This is a genomic window from Streptomyces sp. NPDC048338, from assembly GCF_043201055.1.
GTDB lineage: Bacteria > Actinomycetota > Actinomycetes > Streptomycetales > Streptomycetaceae > Streptomyces.
The window spans coordinates 141860-157943 of sequence record NZ_JBICYQ010000004.1 but is presented as its reverse complement, the minus strand read 5'-3'; the positions used below and the strand labels follow the sequence as shown (position 1 = coordinate 157943).

The window sequence follows — 16084 nt, the reverse complement described above, 5'->3', positions numbered from 1 at the left end:
ATTGATTTCCCGTTCGGGGTGTTCGCGCGGGAGGCGGCCCGGCGCCTTTTGCACGGGGGAGATACCGAGCCGCCGTGGCCCTCGTTGCCCGCGCCGCGAACCGGCGCGGGAGAGAACCAGTCCTCGTCGTGTCACGGCGCCCTGGAGCCCACCCGTCCAGGGGGCGCCGCGACCGTCGCGCAGCCCGTCCGCCGAGCGGCCGGGCCGGCGGCGGCCCGGGGTCCCGCGCCGGATCCGCGGTCGCGCCGGCGCGGGGACGCAGGAACCCCCGCCCCCGGGCCGGCGAGGGCCCACCCGCACCGCCGGCCCGCCACGGGGAGCATCGCCGCCACCCACAGGGCGGGCACGGCCGGCCAGACCCCGGACAGCCGCCAGGCGCGGGCCGCGCCGAGGACGAACAGGCCCGCGACCACCGCCCCGAGGAGCAGCCCGACGACACCGGGCAGGGCGGCGAAGAGCGCCTGCCTGCGGTGCGGGGCTGCCTCTCGCACGGATCCTCCCGACGTTTTTTATACTCGTAAGACGTACGCGTACAATAACTGTAGCCCCGGGCACCTGTCGTTGTCACCCCCGGCCTCAAGTCCCCAGCCCAGCGGGGTGATTCGGCCGACGGACAGAGCAACGGACCGGACCGTTCCACGATCTCCGACGGGAGAAGCACGATGAAGCCCCGAAACGGCCGCAGAGGCGCGGCGCGGCGACCGGCGCCGCTGTCGCAGGAGTCGATCGTCACGGCTGCGCTGCGCATCCTCGACGAGGAGGGCCCCCGGCAGCTGTCGATGCGACGGCTCGCGAAGGAGCTCTCCATCACGCCGATGGCGCTCTACCACCACGTGCGCGACAAGCACGAGTTGCTGCTCCTGCTCCTCGCCTCCCTGTCCCGCGACCGGCCCCGCCCCGTCCTGCCGGACGACCCCCGCGAGCGGCTGGTGGCCGCCGCCCAGCTGCTCCACGACGTCCTCGCCCAGTACCCCTTCCTGACCGAGATCCTCGCCTCGCCCGACCTGCTCGCCGTCTCGGCCCTGTGGGTCATGGAGGCGCTGCTCGACGCGGCGGTCGAATGCGGGCTCACCCTCGAACAGGCGGCCCAGGCCCATCAGGCCATCTGGCACTACACGGTGGGCGTCCTGCTGATCCGGACGACCCGGATCCAGCACCACGCGGAGCTGACCCGGCCCACCCAGCGCGAGCAGGTGTTCGCCACGCTGCCGGCCGGCGAGTTCCCCCGGGTGACCTCGCTCGCCGACCGGTGGGGGCCGCTGACGACCCGTGACACCCATCGCGAGGGCCTGGAGGACATCGTCGAGGGGCTGCTCGGACCGCGGCCGGAGCGCCCGGGGGGCCTCGCATGACCGCGGACGGCACCCCCCTGATCGGGATCATCGGCGGCTACGGCCGCGTCGGCGGTGCCGCCGCCCGGGTCCTGGCCGCCGAGTGCGGCTACCGCCTGCGTGTGGGCGGGCGTTCCGCCGACGCGGCCTGGTCCCTGGCCCGCAGGCTCGGCGACGGGTCCGAGGCGGCGGTGGTGGACGCCGCCGACGGCCAGAGCCTGCGGCACTTCACCCGGGGATGCGCCACCGTGCTCGACTGCTCGGGCACCGCCTTCGTGCTGCGCGGCGCGGTCCGCCGGTCCGTCCTGGCGGCGGGCGCCCACTACGTCGGCATGACGGACGACGGCGGGCCCCGCACCCCCCACGGCCCTGCCACGGCCGTCCTGTTCACCGGCCTGGCGGGCACGCTGGCCGGCTGGCTCCCCCGCCTGCTCGCCGACGGGCTCGCCTCGGCGACGTGCTTCGACGGCTGGTACGGCGGACTCGGCGCGGTCACCCCGCACGCGGCCGTCTCCGGACTGCTGGCCAGGCGCCGCGCGCTCGACGTCCCGGCCGGCGCGTGGACCGGGGCCCGTACGCGTGACGGCTCGCCCGACGGACCCTTCGGCGGACCCCTCGCCGCGGCCCCCGGGGATCCCTCCGACCCCTCGCTCCCGGCACCGCCGGGCGGTGAAACGCCCCTGACCGCACGGGAGTCGCAGCCTCCGTGGCCCCTGCCGGCCCGCCCCGCCGCGGTCCACCGGATCCTGCCCGAGGAGCTGCGCCGCCAGATGTACGGGCTGTGCCTGGAGGAGGCACGGTGGCGCGAGGTCTTCCCGGGGCCCGCGACGCCCGCCGTCCTGGACCGGCTCGCCGGACGGCCGCGGGGGGCGCTCGACGCCAGGGCTCTCCTGGGCGTCGCCCGGGAGCTGTCCAGGGCGAGCCGTCTGGATGCGGAGAGGATCTCCTCGTATGCGATGACATATGGCACGCTGGACGGGCTCACGCCCGACGGCCTCGCCGTGCGGCGGAGTGCACTGATGCACTGCACGGACGTGTCCGGCCTCGCCGGGGTCGTCGCCGCGGCCACCGCGCACGAGGCCACCGGGGACCGGTTGTCGTCCGGTGTCCATGTGGCGGCGGATACGCTGCCGCCCGAGGGCACCGCGGACTGGATCGTCCGCCACCTCCCACGGGCGACCGTGCGGAGGACGGAGATCCCGACCGGCGGGACGGGCAGGACGACGTCCACGCCGGTGGCCGCCCGACGTCCCGGGTGAGGACGTCGCCGCGCGGCAGGGAGCGCAGGGCGACCGCACGCGGACCACCGCACCCCGCAGCGCTCGGCCCCCGGGCGCGGGAACCGACCTCACCCGACCGGATCGACAGGAAGACACACGGATGACGCCTCGTACCCGAAGCACCGGCAGGATCGGTCGCCCTCCCCGGCTGTCCCAGGAGGCCATCCTCACGGCGGCCCAGCGCATCCTGGACGAGGAAGGCCCCGAACACCTGTCGATGCGTCGGCTGGCGCAGGAGCTGTCGAGCACCGCGATGGCCCTGTACCACCACGTGCGCGACAAGGACGAACTGCTGCTCCTGCTGCTCGAGCGGCACGCCCAGGGCTTCCAGCGGCCCGAGCTGCCCACCGACCCGCGGGAGCGGCTGATCACGGCGAGCCAGGTGCTGCACGACATCCTCGCCGAGTGCCCGTGGATCGTGGAGGTCCTCGCCTCCGACGACCTGATGGCCGTCTCCGCCCTGTGGATCGTCGAGAACATGATCGACGCAGCGATCGAGTGCGGGCTCAGCCCCGAGGAGGCCGTCTACGCCTACCGTGTCATCTGGTACTACACCGCCGGCGAACTCACCATCCGCGTCAACCGCGAGCGGCACCACGCCGGTCTGGAACGGCCGCCGCACCGCGACAAGGCCTTCGCCTCGCTCGCGCCGGAGGAGTTCCCGCGGCTCGCCTCGCTGGCGGCCCGGTGGGACGAGATCACCACGCGGGACACCCACCGTCAGGGGCTCGTCGCCATCGTCGACGGCCTGCTGTCCCGGACCGGCACCGAGCGCCGGACGGGATGACCGAAGGCCCGGACCGGCGCGCCGTGGGAACGGTGCGGCGGTCCGGGCCTCTCCCGGGGCCCGGGCCCGGTCCCGGGCGCTCAGGCGTCCAACTGCGCCCGCAGGGCCCGCTTGTCGACCTTGCCGACTCCGGTGAGCGGAAGCCGGTCCAGCACCACCAGCCGGTCGGGCACCTTGTACGCCGCGACCCCCCGTCCGCGCAGCGCCGCCTGCACGTCGCGCAGGGTCGGCGGGCGGGCCGGGTCGCGGGCGACGACGCAGGCGCAGGTCCGCTCCCCCATGTGCGGGTCGGGCAGCCCGATCACCGCGGCGGCGACGACCGGGACGGCGGCGAGCAGATGCTCCTCCACCTCCTGTGCCGGGACCTTCTCCCCGCCGCGGTTGACCACGTCGTTGATCCGCCCGACCACCTGGAAGTCGCCTTCCGCGGTGCGCCGGACCAGGTCGCCGCTGCGGTAGTGGCCGTCCTCGGTGAACCGGGTCGCGTTGCGCTCCGGCGCCCGGTAGTAGCCGCGCAGGGTGTACGGCCCGCGGGTGAACAGTTCGCCGGTCTCGCCCGGTTCCGCGTCGGAGCCGTCCTCCCGCACCACCCGGACCTCGTCGCCGGGCGACAGCGGCCTGCCCTGGGTATGGACGATCACGTCCTCGGGGTCGTCCAGCCGCGTGTAGTTGAGCAGGCCCTCGGCCATCCCGTACACCTGCTGGAGCGTGCCGCCGAGGGACTTGGTGACCTGCCGGGCCGTCTCCGGGTCGAGCCGTGCCCCGCCCACCTGCAGCACCCGGAGCGAGGACAGGTCGTGCTCCGTCCACTCCGCCGCGTCGAGCCAGAGCGGGACCAGCGGCGGCACCAGCGAGGTCATCGTCACGCCGGTCCGCTCGATCAGCGGGAAGCAGGCGTCAGCCGTGGGCGCCGGGGCGAGCACGGCGGTGCCGCCGGCGCGCAGCGTGCCGAGGACGCCGGGGCAGGCCAGGGCGAAGTTGTGCTGGGCCGGCAGGGCGGCGAGGTACACGTCGTCCTCCCCCACCGCGCAGAGCCGGGCGCTCTCCCGGAGCTGGTAGGCGTAGTCGGCATGGGTGCGCGGGATCAGCTTGGGCGGTCCCGAGGTGCCGCCGGAGAGCAGGAAGAGGGCCACGTCCTCGGGGTCCGGCGCGGGGAGTTCGACCGGGTCGGCGTCGAGGGAGGACAGGGCGGTGTACGGACCGGGCTCACCGGCCACCAGCACGTGCCGGAGGCTGTCCGTCCGGTCGAGCACCTCCCGGGCGACCAGCCGGAAGTCGCAGCCGAGCACCTGGTCCGGGCACACGTAGGCGACGGCCCCCGCGGTGGCCACCAGGTGGGTGATCTCCGCGGAGCGGTGGGCGGGCAGGGCGTAGACGGGCAGCACCCCGGTCCGGAAGCAGGCCAGGCTGAGCACGATCAGCTCGGCCTCGTTGGGAAGGTGGACCACGATCCGGTCGCCGGCGGCGAGACCGGCCCGCAGCAGTCCGGCGGCCATCCGGTCGGCCGCCCGGTCGAGTTCGGCGTGGGTCAGGGTGCCGGCGGACGTCACCAGGGCGGCCGCGGTGTCCTGTGCGGGTGTCCGTGGCCAGGTTCCCAGGACGTCCGCGTTCCAGTACCCCTGCTCGCGGTAGGCGCGGGCCGTCGGTTCAGGCCACGGAACACAGCCTTCCTGCATGGAGGTTCCCCCTTGTCTTCCGGTACGGGACGGTGGTCGGGGCCGTACGGCGGGCCCTCACGGGGTGGCCGGCCAGGCCGAGACGGTCACGGGCAGGGCCGCCCGGACCGCCTTGAGCACCCGGGCGAGCACCTCCTCGCGCCGGGTCTCCAGGTAGAAGTGCCCGCCGCCGAAGACGGCCACCTCGCACGTGCCGTCGGTGACCTCGCTCCAGGCGAGGGCCTCCTCCGGGGTGACCTCGGGGTCGTCGCCGGCGTACAGCACGGTCACCGGGAGGGTGAGCCGGCAGCCGGGCAGCGGCCGGTAGGTCTCGATCAGCCGGTAGTCGCCACGGACGGCGGGCAGCAGCGCCTCCAGGAGCGCGCCGTCGTCCAGGACGTCCTGCCCGGTGCCGCCGAGCCGCCGCAGGTCCGCGAGGAGTCCGGCGTCGTCGGCGAGGTGCAGCGTGCCGCCGCGGGTCCGCCGGGGGGCCGGCTGGCCCGAGACGACGAGACCGGCGGGCGGCCGGCCGGTCACCGCGAGTCTGCGCGCCGCCTCGTAGGCCACGGCGGCGCCCATGCTGTGCCCGAAGAGGACGGTGGTGGCGAGCGTGTCGGCGGTGTGCTCCCGCAGCAGCCCCGCGACGACGTCGTCGACCAGGGCCTCCATGTCCGCCGCCACCGGCTCGCCGTAGCGGTCGCCGCGGCCCGGGTACTGGACGGCCGACACCTCGACGTCCCAGGGGGATTCCAGCGCCCAGGCGCGATAGGCGCCGGCGGCTCCACCGGCGTGCGGGAAGCAGATCAGCCCCGCCCGCGCGTGGGTGCGCCGGGAGAAGACCCGCGGTGCGGCGGGGGCGGGCCGGCCGGTCGGCGTCACAGCTCGCCCTCCTCGAAGTCGCCGGGGTCGCCGCCCGCGTCCCGGCCGGATCCGTCGAGAGCCTGCGACTCGGCGACGAGCGCGCTCATGCCGGCGACCGTGGGAGCCCGCAGGACGTCGCGCATCGGCAGCTCGACGCCGAGCCGGCCGCGCAGGGCGGTCACCAGCCGGGTCGCCGTGAGGCTGTCGCCGCCGAGGGAGAAGAACGTGGCGCCGCGTGCCGTGACGGGTACGCCGAGGGCGCGCGCCCACAGTTCCGCGACGATCTCCTCCACCGGGCCGCGGGGCGGGTCGTCCTCGCCGCCGCCCTGGGCCGCGCCCTCCGCGAGGACCCGTTCGACCCGTCGCCGGTCCACCTTGCCGTTCGCGTTGAGCGGCAGGGTCGCGAGACCGACGAGGGAGCCGGGGATCATGTGGGCGGGCAGCCGGTCGGCGAGCCAGCCGCGGAGTGCCGCGGGGTCCGGGCCGGGGACGCCGTCGGGGCGGCGGGCGGTGAGCAGGACGACGCCGTCCGGCTCGTGACGGGCCCGCTCGACGGCGGCGAATCCGGCGGCCTCCAGCGCCTGCGCCCAGCCGGCCGCGTCCGCCGGGGAGGAGGCGGGCGCGGCGGCGGTGGGCAGGGCCAGGGCGGAGACCGTCGTCCGTGCGACGAGGAACAGCCGGCCGCCGGGGCGGGCCAGCAGGGCGAGCGTGCGCGCCGCGGCGTGCGGGTCGGGCTCCCGGCCGAGCGCGTCGTTGGCCACCAGGACGTCGTAGGCGGCGAGCCGTTCCTCGGGGACGGCGAAGGCGTCCTGACGGGCGGTCCGGACGCGGTGGCCCGATCCGGCGAGCCGGTTCTCGGCGGCGGCCAGCCGGGCGGGCCGGGCGTCGAGCAGGGTGTAGCCGACGGCGCCGGGCTTGAGCCGTTCGAGGAGTGCGGCGGCGGTCCGGCCGCCGCCGGCGGCCCAGTCGGCGATCTCGGGCGCCCGGGTTCCCTCGGGGTACGCGGCCTCCACCTCGGCGGCGACGGCGTCCAGGCAGACGGCGACGCCCGGCCACCGGTGGGCGAGGCCGTCCGGGGACAGGACGGGGTCGTCGGCCAGCGCCTCCGTGTCGGTCTCGCCGGAGAGCAGGGGCATCAGGACGGGCATCGCCCCGGCCCAGGCGTCCACGACGGCCTGGAGGGGTGTGCCGGCCACCCGCCGGCGCAGGGCGGCGGCCCGTTCGCGGTCGCGGGCGGCCGCCCAGCGGGGGCCGGGGGCGACGCCGCCGCCGGCGCGGGTGAGGACGTCGCGCGCCGCGAGGAAGTCGAGCCAGGCGTCGAACAGGGGGCGCCGCTCCTGCGCCACCGGGAGCGTGCCGGTCTCGGCCGGGCCGCCGTCGGGGCCGAGCACCTGCTCCAGCAGGGCGGTGAGCAGCGTCTCGGTCAGCTCCGCCTCCAGCTCGCCCGCGTCCTCGCCCGGGTCAGGTCCGCGGGCGGGCGGCGGGGCGGTGGCGGACGCGCCGTCGGGGAGGCCGGTACGGCCGGTGGCCGGCGGGGAGGCCGGTGCGGTGGCGGCGGGCGCGGGCAGGAAGGCCGCCGCGACCTCCCGGGTGCGCTCCCCGACCACGGCGGCGAGGGCCTGGGACACGGCCGGATGGGTCTGGAGCACGGACTCGATCTCGCCGAGTTCGACCCGGAAGCCGTTGATCTTGACCTGCTGGTCCATCCGGCCGAGGAACTCCAGGGTCCCGTCCGGCCAGTAGCGGCCGGTGTCGCCGGTGCGGTACCAGCGCCCGTCGGGCTGTCGGGGGAAACGTTCCCGCGTGAGCTCCGGGTCTCCCCGGTAGCCCTGGGCCACGCCGGCGCCGCCGATCCACAGCTCGCCGGGCACCCAGTCCGGGCAGTCCCGGCCCTGCGGGTCGACGACCCGGAAGCGCTGGTTGGAGAGCGGCGTGCCGTACGGGACGGACCGCCACTGGGCGGGCACCGAGCGGACCTCGTGGGCGTTGGACCAGATCGCGGCCTCGGTGGCGCCGCCGAGCGCGATCAGTCGGCAGCGGCCGCCGGTCGCGGCGGCCAGCCGGTCGGGCAGGTCGAGGCCGATCCAGTCGCCCGACAGCAGGGCCAGGCGCAGGGTGTCCGGCAGGGGTTCCCGGTCGGCGGCGGTGAGCAGCATGTCCATCAGCGCGGGGACGGAGTTCCACACCGTCACGCCGTGGCGCCGGCACAGGGCGAGCCAGCGGTGGGCGTCGCGCCGGTCGGCCTCGTCGACCAGGACCAGGGCACCGCCCTCGGCCAGGGGGCCGAACACGTCCCAGACCGAGAGGTCGAAGTCCAGGGCGGAGACGGCCAGGACGCGGTCGGTGGAGCCCACCTCGAAGCGCTCGTCGACGTCCTCGACCGTGTTCACGGCAGCCCGGTGGGAGACCTCCACGCCCTTGGGCGTGCCGGTGGATCCGGAGGTGAAGATGACGTACGCGGTGTCGTCGGCCGGGACCTCCACCGGGGCGTCGAGCGGCGCGGCGCGCAGGGCCCGGTGCAGCGGCAGGACGGGGAGCCGCGAACCGGCGGGCCGTGCGGGGTCGTTGCCGTCCAGGACCAGGACCGCGCGGCTGAGGGCGTGGATGCGGTCGCGGCGTTCGGCCGGCTGGTCGACGCCGACGGGGACGTACGAGCAGCCCGCCGCGAGGACGCCGAGCACGGCGGCGATCTGGTCCGGGCCCTTGGGGGCGGTGACGACGACGGGGCTGCCGGGGCGGACGCCGTGGGCGGCCAGGGCTCCGGCGACGCGCAGGGCGCGGTCGGCGAGTTCGCCGTGGGTGAGGGCGCCGTCCTTCCCCCACAGCAGGGCGGGGTGACCGGCCCGGGCGGCCGCGCGCTCGAAGAAGGTCTGGTGCAGGAGCCGTCCGCTCTCCTGCCGGGTCACGGAGTTCACCTCGTCGCGACATCGGATCTGGGAGGCGGGCAGGGGTATGTGCGGCGGGCTGGTCCAGTCGGCGCTCGCGAGCCCGTGCAGCAGGGCGGTGTACGCGCCGAACATGGTGTCGAGGACGCCTTCGGGGAAGAGCGCCTCGACGGCGTCCCAGGCGAGCAGCAGGCCGCCCTCGCGGGTGCCGTACACCTGGTGGTCGAGCCACACCTGCGGGGTCTGCGAGACCATCCAGGACAGGTCGCCGAGGGCGGCGGCGCAGTCGTCCGGCACCAGCGGGGCGTCGAGGTTGCAGGCGAAGACGACGGGGGCGGTGCGCGGGGCGCCGGTGTCGGCGCGGACGAAGTCGCGCAGCACGTCGACACCGGTGTAGGCGGCGTGGCCGACGTCGTCGTGCAGGCGCTGCTGGAGGGCGCGCGCCCGCTCGGCGAAGCCGTCGCCGGGGGCCGGCGCGACCTCCAGGAGCAGCAGGCTGGTGAAGTCGGCGACCATGCGCTCGATGTCGGGATGGACGTCCTGGTCGCGGTCGAACAGCGGGATGTTGAGCAGGAACCGCTGCTGTCCGCTCCAGCGGGCCAGGATCTCGGAGAAGGCCGTGGCGAGCAGCACCGCGGGGGTGATGCCGTGTTCGGCGGCGCGGCGCTGCAGCAGCGCCCAGTCCCGCGGGTCCAGGGTGTGGTTCCGCCGGACGAAGCGCGGGACGCCGATCTCGTCGGGGTCCGCGGCGAGCGGCAGGTCGGGGCCGCCGGGGAGATCGGGCAGCCGGCGCTGCCAGTACTCCCGGGCCTTGTCGCGTCCGGCCGCTCGCCGGGCGGCGGTGTCGGCGGTGTACTGCGCGAAGGTGTAGCCGGGTTCGGCGCCGGTGGCGGGATCCCGGTAGAGCGCGGCCAGGTCGGAGAGGAGGAGGCGGATGCTGGCCACGTCGGCGACGAGCAGGTCGACGTTGACGTGGAGCCGGGGGCCGGCGCCGGGGCGGCGGCTGAGCTGGACGTCGAGGACCTCGCCGCGGGAGACGTCGAGGACCCGGTGGGACAGCCGGTCGCGCAGACGCAGCAGGGCCTCCTCGGCGGCGGGCGCGGGGAGCCCGCTGTGGTCGTGCACCGTCAGGCCGGGCCAGGCGGAGGTGCCGAGGACGCGCTGGGTGCCGTCGTCGGCGAAGGAGGCGCGGAGCATCGGGTGCCGGCGTAAGAGGTCCCGTACGGCTTCCTCCAGCCGGTCCGCCGCCACCTCCCGGGTGTCGATCTCCAGGTAGGCGTGGCAGCCGACGCCGCCGAGCGGCCGGTCGGTGCCGCGGCCGATCCAGTAGGCCTGCTGGACGGCGGTGAGCCCGAAGGGCGCGCCCGGGTCGACGGGGACCGTGCCGGCCGGGGACTCCGCCGCGGGGCCGGTCCCCGCCGGGTCGGCCCCGAGCAGCCCGTACCAGGCGGCGAGGCGCGGGTCCTGGGCCATCTCGGTGAACTCGACGCCGATGCCGGCGCGGTTGAGCTTGTTGATCAGCCGCATCAACTGGATCGACTGGAGGCCGAGTTCGAAGAGGTTCACCTCGTCGTCCGACGGGCTCAGCTCGGTGTCGAGGAGCGCGGCGACCTCCTCGCGGAGGTCCGCCGGCCGCCATGCGGCGGGCTTCCCCCCGGCACGGACGTCGGACCCTGCCGCCGTGTGCTTGCGTGACATCCCTACCCCTGTGTCGGATGGTGTGTGACGGGCGAACGATCTGCCATGCTGCCTTCAGGCCGCGGCGAGCGCGGCGATTCGCCGGAACTCGGCGTAGCGGCCCTGGTGCCGCAGGAGTTCCTCGTGGGTGCCCTGTTCGACGATCCGGCCGTCCTCCAGGAAGACGATCAGGTCGGCCTGTTCGACCGTACGCAGCCGGTGGGCGACCATGAGGGTCGTCCGGCCCACCATGAGCCGGTCGAGTCCCTCCTGGACGGCGGCCTCGCTCTCCGGGTCGAGGGCCGAGGTGGCCTCGTCGAGGAGCAGGACGGGAGCGTCCTTGAGCAGGGCGCGGGCGATGGAGACCCGCTGGCGCTCGCCCCCGGACAGCGAGGTGCCGCCCTCGCCGACCTGGGTGTCCCAGCCGTCGGGCAGTCGCTCCACCACCTCGTCCAGGCAGGCCGCGGCGGCGGCTCCGCGTACTTCCTCCGCCGTCGCGTCGGGCCGGCCGATGCGGACGTTGTCCTCGATGGTGCCCTCGAAGAGGTACACGTCCTGGAAGACCACGGAGAGGCCGGCCATCAGCTGTTCGGTGTCGATGTCGCGCACGTCGACACCGCCGAGGCGCACGGAGCCCCGGTCGACGTCGTGGAAGCGGGCCACGACCTGGAGCAGGGTGCTCTTGCCGGCGCCGGAGGATCCGACGACGGCGACCCGCTGCCCCTCCCCCACGTCCAGGGAGAGTCCGTCGAGCACCGTGCGGTCGCCGCGCCGGAAGGACACGGAGTCGAGCGTGACGCCGTGGTGGGCGGGCAGTTGCGGGGTCTCGGTGTGCGGCAGCGGCGGTTCGGTGAGGACCGCGTCGATGCGCTCCAGTTCGCCGCGGGAGGCCCGCATGATCCCGCCGAGGTCGGCGAGGGACAGCAGCGGGTCCACGCAGCGGGCCGCCAGGACCATGATCGCCAGGAGCTCGGCGGCGCCCGGGTCGCCGTCCAGCGCGAGGTACACGCCGAGGGCGAGGACGGCGGTGAAGACGGCCTGGACGGAGAAGCTGAGGCCGAGCATGCCCGGTACGCCGCTGAGGGCGGCGCGCCGGCTGGTGCGCCACTGCTCGTTCAGCGCGTCGTCGAGGAGGGCGAAGCGCTCGCCCGTCCGGCCGCCGGCGCGCAGCACGGGCTGGGCGCGGACGTACTCGACGACCCGGCCGGCCGCGTCGTCGCTGCTCCGGGCCCGGTCCGCGTCCTGCTGTGCGGTGGCCCGCGAGGTCCAGCGCTGCACGCCGGCGACGAGGGGCGCGGCGACGAGTCCGGCCAGCGCGATCCGCCAGTCGAAGAAGAAGAGCACCACGACCGTGGTCAGCGGGATCAGGGTGGCGTTGATCAGCGGGCGCAGCCGGTGCGCCGGTACCGACATGACGCCCATGACGCTGCGGCTGGTGAGGCCGGAGACGTCGCCGACGCGGCCGGGGGTGAACCAGCCGAGCGGCAGCGCGGCCAGGTGGTCGCCGAGCCGGTGGTGCAGTCCGCGGGAGAGCTCGCCGCCGGTGCGGAAGCCGGACTTGTCGCTGAGGTAGCCGAGGACCGAGGTGACGAGCACGGCCACGGCGAAGGCGGTGAGCCAGGGCCAGGCGGCGCCGGCGTCGCCGTCGAGGAGGGCGTCCAGCAGGGGGATGAGCAGCGCGTACGACAGCCCTTCGAGGGCCGCGCACACCGACATCAGCGCGACGGTGCGGCGCAGGGGTCCCGAGTGCCGCTCGCCCAGGACTCGCAGCAGCAGCCTGATCATCAGTGGATCTCCCTCTCCTGGCCGGCGCGGGCGTGCTGGGCCCGCCACATGGCGGCGAACCTGCCGTTCATCCGCATCAGTTCGTGGTGGTCGCCGCTCTCCACGACGCGTCCGCCCTCCAGGACGACGATCCGGTCGGCGCGGACCACGGTCTCCAGCCGGTGGGCGATGACGAGTCGGGTACGGCCCCGCGCCAGGGTCTCCAGCGCGGCGCGGATCTCCGCCTCCGTCTTGGCGTCGGCGAAGGACATGGCCTCGTCCAGGACGAGGACCGGCGCGTCGACGAGCAGGGCCCGGGCGATCGACAGGCGCTGCGCCTCGCCGCCGGAGAGGCCGACGTCCTCGCCGATCACGGAGTCGTAGCCGCGGGGCATGGCCTGGACGCGCTCGTGGATACCCGCGGCGCGGGCGGCCCGCTCGACGTCCGCGCGGTCGGCGTCCGGTACGGCCAGGGCGATGTTGTCGGCGACACTGGCCCGCAGCAGCCGGACGTCCTGGAGGACGAAGGAGACGCTGCGGTACAGCCGGTCGGTGGCGATCTCGCGTGCGTCGACGCCGCCGATCAGCACGGCGCCGCTCGTCGGGTCGGCGAAGCGCGGGACGAGCTGGGCGAGGGTGGACTTGCCGGCGCCGGACGGTCCGACGAGTGCGGTGGTGGTGCCGGGTTCGAGCGTCAGGTCGACCCCGTCCAGGACGGGACGGCCCTCGTCGTAGGAGAAGCCGACCCCGCGGAACTCGACGCGGTGACCGCGCGGTTCGGCCGGGTGGGCCGGCTCCGGCAGCGGCGGTACGTCGAGCATCGCCCGGATCCGCTCGGCGGAGGCCTCGGCGGCGCGGACGTTGTCGAGGCCGTGTCCCAGGGCGGCGATGGGCGCGGTGAGCGCCACCGCGAGCAGCGGGAAGGGCAGCAGGTCCGCGGGCGGCATGGCGTCCGCCGCGATGAGGGCGGTGCCGCCGGCGCAGACCAGCAGCAGGACGAAGGGCGGCGACAGCACCAGGGCGGCCAGCGAGGCGAGTCCGGCGGCGCCCGCCACGTAGCGCAGGAAGAAGTCGGCGAAGTCGTCGGCGGCCTGGCGGTAGCGCCGGTGCGCCCGGCCGCCGCCGCCGAAGGTCTTGACGACGGAGATGCCCTCGACGAACTCCACCGAGGCGGAGCCGATGCGTCCCATCGCCTCGCCCATCTTCCGTCCCTCGCTCTGCCGTTCCTCGGTCATCAGCGCGCGGTGCAGCAGCAGGCCGAGGACCACCGGGACCAGCGCGACGAGCGTCAGGCGCCAGTCCACCCAGGCCAGGTAGGCGAGCGAGGCGAGCGGGACCACGACGGCGGACGTGGCCTCCACCGGCGCGTGGGCGATGAGGTGGTGCAGCTGGTCGACGTCGCCCTGCACCACGCCGTTGATCTCGCCCGAGCTGCGACGGGAGTACCAGCCGAGCGGTACCTTTCCCAGCCGCTGGGCGAGCAGCCTGCGCAGCGTGAGCTGGATCCGTCCGTCGACCAGGTGCGCGATGCCGCCGGAGGCGGCGGTGAGCACGACCCGGACGAGCAGGCCGGCGACGCCGATCCACACGGCGGTCCAGGCGGCCCCCTCGTCGGCCGGGCCCGGCGCGAGCAGCACCCGGCCGAGTTCCACGACCGCGAGGAGCGGCGCGAGGCCGGCGAGCGAACCGACGATCTGGAGGACGAAGACGGCGACGATGCCGGCGCGGTAGGGGCGGAGCAGCCGCAGGAGCACCTGCCTGGGTGTCGTCGCCGCACCGACCGGATCGCTCTCGGGACCGCCGTCGCCGACCGCCTCCCGGCTTTCGGCACGGCTGTGCAGACCCTCTGCCGTGGCCATGGGGTTCCCCACCTCTCAGGCGCGACCGTCCGGCCCGCGGGCGCGGTCGCGCGACCACGGGCGGACGGCAAGATCCGTGAATACCGAGAGATAACTTTACACGTATAAGAACCTGCGTCGCAACCGCCTCACCGGCCTTCCGCGAGCTCTCCGCACCACCTCGATCACGGTCTCCACCAGGGCTTTCGCACATCGAGATTCCACCCAGACGATGCCCAGGAGAGGGTTGAAAGGATCGGCCGCAACCCCTGCCAGGGGCGGTCACGACAATCCCTACGGGAGCGGGTACGCGTGCGCTTTCTACTTCTGAGCGGGCTCGGGCCCGCCAACATCAATTCGCCCTATCTGGAGGGCTCGCTCTTCGCCGCCGAGACCCCCGAGCGCGCCCGGGAGATGCTTCGCCGCGCCGGCGCCCCGGACCTCGCTCTCGGCCGCCTCGCGTTCACCCAGGCGGGCACGGAGTACGCCCTGCTCAGGCCCCGCGCGGACACGGCGCCCCATCTGACCACCGTCACGCTGCTGTCCATCCTGGAGAACAGCGGCCACAGCTTCGAGCGCGTGGACCTGGAGGACGTCTGGGAAGGGCGCGCCAAGGCCCCGGTCGGCGACGTGGACTACGTCCTGCTGTCGACCACGTACATCTGGAACGGCCCGATCCTGGGCGCCGCCGTGGCCTGGGTCCGGGAGAACCTGCCCGGCACGGGGATCGTGACGGGCGGACAGTTCACCAACCTGAAGTTCATGTCGGCGCTGCGCGACCACCCGGAGATCGTCGCCGTGGTCCGCGGCGACGGCGAGATCGCGCTGCCCCGCACGCTGGACGCGCTGTCCGGGCGCGGCGAGCTGAGCGCCGTGCCCAATCTGGTGTGGCGCGACGAGGACAACATCCGCATCAATCCGACCGAATACGTCGACATCGAGGATTTCCCGTCGCCGCTGGTCATCGGGAATCAGCCGATCATTCCGTACGAGTCCATGCGGGGCTGCCCGTTCGACTGCAAATTCTGTTCCTTCCCGGCCGCCTCCCCGAAATGGCGGTACAAGTCGGCCGAGAAGATCCGCGACGACTGGATCGCCTACGCCGAGCGGAACGCCGCGGACTCCATTTCGGCCATGGACTCGACGTTCACCATTCCGCCGACCCGGCTGCGCCGGCTCCTGGAGATCCTGCCCGGCTCGGGAGTGCCGAGGTGGGAGGGGTTCAGCCGGGCCAACACCATCAACTCGGCCGAGCTGGTCGCCGGCCTGGAGGCCGCGCACTGCTTCCAGCTGCACATCGGGTTCGAGTCGATGAACGACGCCACGCTGAAGCGGATGAGCAAGCGTGTCTCGGTCAAGCAGAACCGTCGCGCGGTCGAACTCCTCAGCGAGGGCGGGCTCTCCTACTACGGCCTGTTCATCGTCGGATACCCGGGCGAGGACCCGGAGATGTTCCAGGACACGCAGGACTACCTGCTGCACGAGTACTCCGGGCACTTCGCGCTCTCCAAGTTCTCCATCACCGACGAGACCATGCCGCTGTGGCAGGACCGGGAGGAGTTGCAGATCGTCGCGGACGACCCGACGGATCCCGCCTCGCCCTGGTCCCACATCGGCATGGACAGCGCCCAGGCCGCCCGGCTCCAGAAGGAGACCCTGGACAAGGTCCGGCTGACCAACGACAAGGCGGTGCTGAGTCTCTGGCAGCACGACTACCAGCACTGGCTGATGCCCCGGCACGACCACACCACCAACATCGCGGTGGAGAAGTGCCTGGAACGGATGGCCATGGCCCCGGTCGACCACGCCGACCTCGACGAGGGCGCCGCCGTCGTCCGGGACAGCCTCCACCGGCTGAAGGGCTTCGGAGTCGAACTCGCCCCGCCCGGGCGGCCCCTGGTGTGCGATCCGGCCTGATGCCCACCGGATCGCGCGAACAGCGGTGGCTCGGACGGAGGATCCGTCCGAGCCACCGTCGTGAGCGGGACGCCCCCTAGGGCCTGTCT

The 16084-nt window shown here is 74.5% G+C and carries 10 protein-coding genes; 4 read left to right on the top strand and 6 right to left on the bottom strand.

Annotation, left to right across the window (positions count from 1 at the left end):
* Positions 1-131: 131 nt before the first annotated feature.
* Positions 132-491 carry a hypothetical protein gene (locus tag ACGFZF_RS11105; protein ID WP_393553199.1) on the bottom strand — a complete coding sequence of 120 codons (360 nt, stop codon included), beginning with the start codon at positions 489-491 and terminating at the stop codon, positions 132-134.
* A 171-nt stretch (positions 492-662) separates the two neighbouring features.
* Here ACGFZF_RS11105 and ACGFZF_RS11100 point away from each other — a divergent pair, with 171 nt between their 5' ends.
* The 3 genes from ACGFZF_RS11100 (at position 663) to ACGFZF_RS11090 (ending at position 3398) form a co-directional block, all read left to right on the top strand.
* A complete protein-coding gene (locus tag ACGFZF_RS11100; protein WP_393553197.1) occupies positions 663-1352 on the top strand; it encodes a TetR/AcrR family transcriptional regulator in 690 nt (229 codons plus the stop codon).
* Positions 1349-2590 (top strand): saccharopine dehydrogenase NADP-binding domain-containing protein, encoded by a 1242-nt coding sequence (locus ACGFZF_RS11095; protein ID WP_393553195.1) that lies wholly within the window; start codon positions 1349-1351, stop codon positions 2588-2590. The genes ACGFZF_RS11100 and ACGFZF_RS11095 overlap by 4 nt, the downstream gene beginning before the upstream one ends.
* Positions 2591-2711: 121 nt before the next feature.
* Positions 2712-3398 (top strand): TetR/AcrR family transcriptional regulator, encoded by a 687-nt coding sequence (locus tag ACGFZF_RS11090; protein WP_393553193.1) that lies wholly within the window; start codon positions 2712-2714, stop codon positions 3396-3398.
* A gap of 80 nt (positions 3399-3478) precedes the next feature.
* On the opposite strand, the gene ACGFZF_RS11085 is transcribed toward ACGFZF_RS11090, so the two are convergent.
* From ACGFZF_RS11085 to ACGFZF_RS11065, 5 genes are read right to left on the bottom strand one after another with little or no spacing between them, the layout of a single operon-like run.
* The gene (locus ACGFZF_RS11085; RefSeq protein WP_393553191.1) at positions 3479-5074 is read right to left on the bottom strand and encodes a (2,3-dihydroxybenzoyl)adenylate synthase; all 1596 of its coding nucleotides are present in this window, start codon (positions 5072-5074) and stop codon (positions 3479-3481) included.
* Between the two features lie 57 nt (positions 5075-5131).
* Positions 5132-5932, bottom strand: a complete 801-nt coding sequence (locus tag ACGFZF_RS11080; RefSeq protein ID WP_393553189.1) for a thioesterase II family protein — start codon at positions 5930-5932, stop codon at positions 5132-5134.
* Positions 5929-10497, bottom strand: coding sequence for an amino acid adenylation domain-containing protein (locus ACGFZF_RS11075; RefSeq protein WP_393553187.1), 4569 nt, complete (start codon positions 10495-10497; stop codon positions 5929-5931). Before ACGFZF_RS11075 ends, ACGFZF_RS11080 begins: the two co-directional genes overlap by 4 nt.
* A 54-nt stretch (positions 10498-10551) precedes the next feature.
* Positions 10552-12261 (bottom strand): ABC transporter ATP-binding protein, encoded by a 1710-nt coding sequence (locus ACGFZF_RS11070; protein WP_393553185.1) that lies wholly within the window; start codon positions 12259-12261, stop codon positions 10552-10554.
* Positions 12261-14099: an ABC transporter ATP-binding protein gene (locus ACGFZF_RS11065; protein ID WP_393553183.1), complete on the bottom strand. Its 1839-nt coding sequence runs from the start codon at positions 14097-14099 to the stop codon at positions 12261-12263. The genes ACGFZF_RS11070 and ACGFZF_RS11065 overlap by 1 nt, the downstream gene beginning before the upstream one ends.
* A gap of 291 nt (positions 14100-14390) precedes the next feature.
* On the opposite strand from ACGFZF_RS11065, the gene ACGFZF_RS11060 reads away from it, so the two are divergent.
* The gene (locus ACGFZF_RS11060; protein ID WP_393553181.1) at positions 14391-15995 is read left to right on the top strand and encodes a B12-binding domain-containing radical SAM protein; all 1605 of its coding nucleotides are present in this window, start codon (positions 14391-14393) and stop codon (positions 15993-15995) included.
* Positions 15996-16084: the final 89 nt, after the last annotated feature.

What these genes read in the sequence shown, in the direction of transcription:
- ACGFZF_RS11100 (WP_393553197.1), top strand. Translation starts at nt 663, where the DNA reads ATGAAGCCCCGAAACGGCCGCAGAGGCGCGGCGCGGCGACCGGCGCCG.
- ACGFZF_RS11095 (WP_393553195.1), top strand. Translation starts at nt 1,349, where the DNA reads ATGACCGCGGACGGCACCCCCCTGATCGGGATCATCGGCGGCTACGGC.
- ACGFZF_RS11090 (WP_393553193.1), top strand. Translation starts at nt 2,712, where the DNA reads ATGACGCCTCGTACCCGAAGCACCGGCAGGATCGGTCGCCCTCCCCGG.
- ACGFZF_RS11085 (WP_393553191.1), bottom strand. Translation starts at nt 5,074, where the DNA reads ATGCAGGAAGGCTGTGTTCCGTGGCCTGAACCGACGGCCCGCGCCTAC.
- ACGFZF_RS11075 (WP_393553187.1), bottom strand. Translation starts at nt 10,497, where the DNA reads ATGTCACGCAAGCACACGGCGGCAGGGTCCGACGTCCGTGCCGGGGGG.
- ACGFZF_RS11070 (WP_393553185.1), bottom strand. Translation starts at nt 12,261, where the DNA reads ATGATCAGGCTGCTGCTGCGAGTCCTGGGCGAGCGGCACTCGGGACCC.
- ACGFZF_RS11065 (WP_393553183.1), bottom strand. Translation starts at nt 14,099, where the DNA reads ATGGCCACGGCAGAGGGTCTGCACAGCCGTGCCGAAAGCCGGGAGGCG.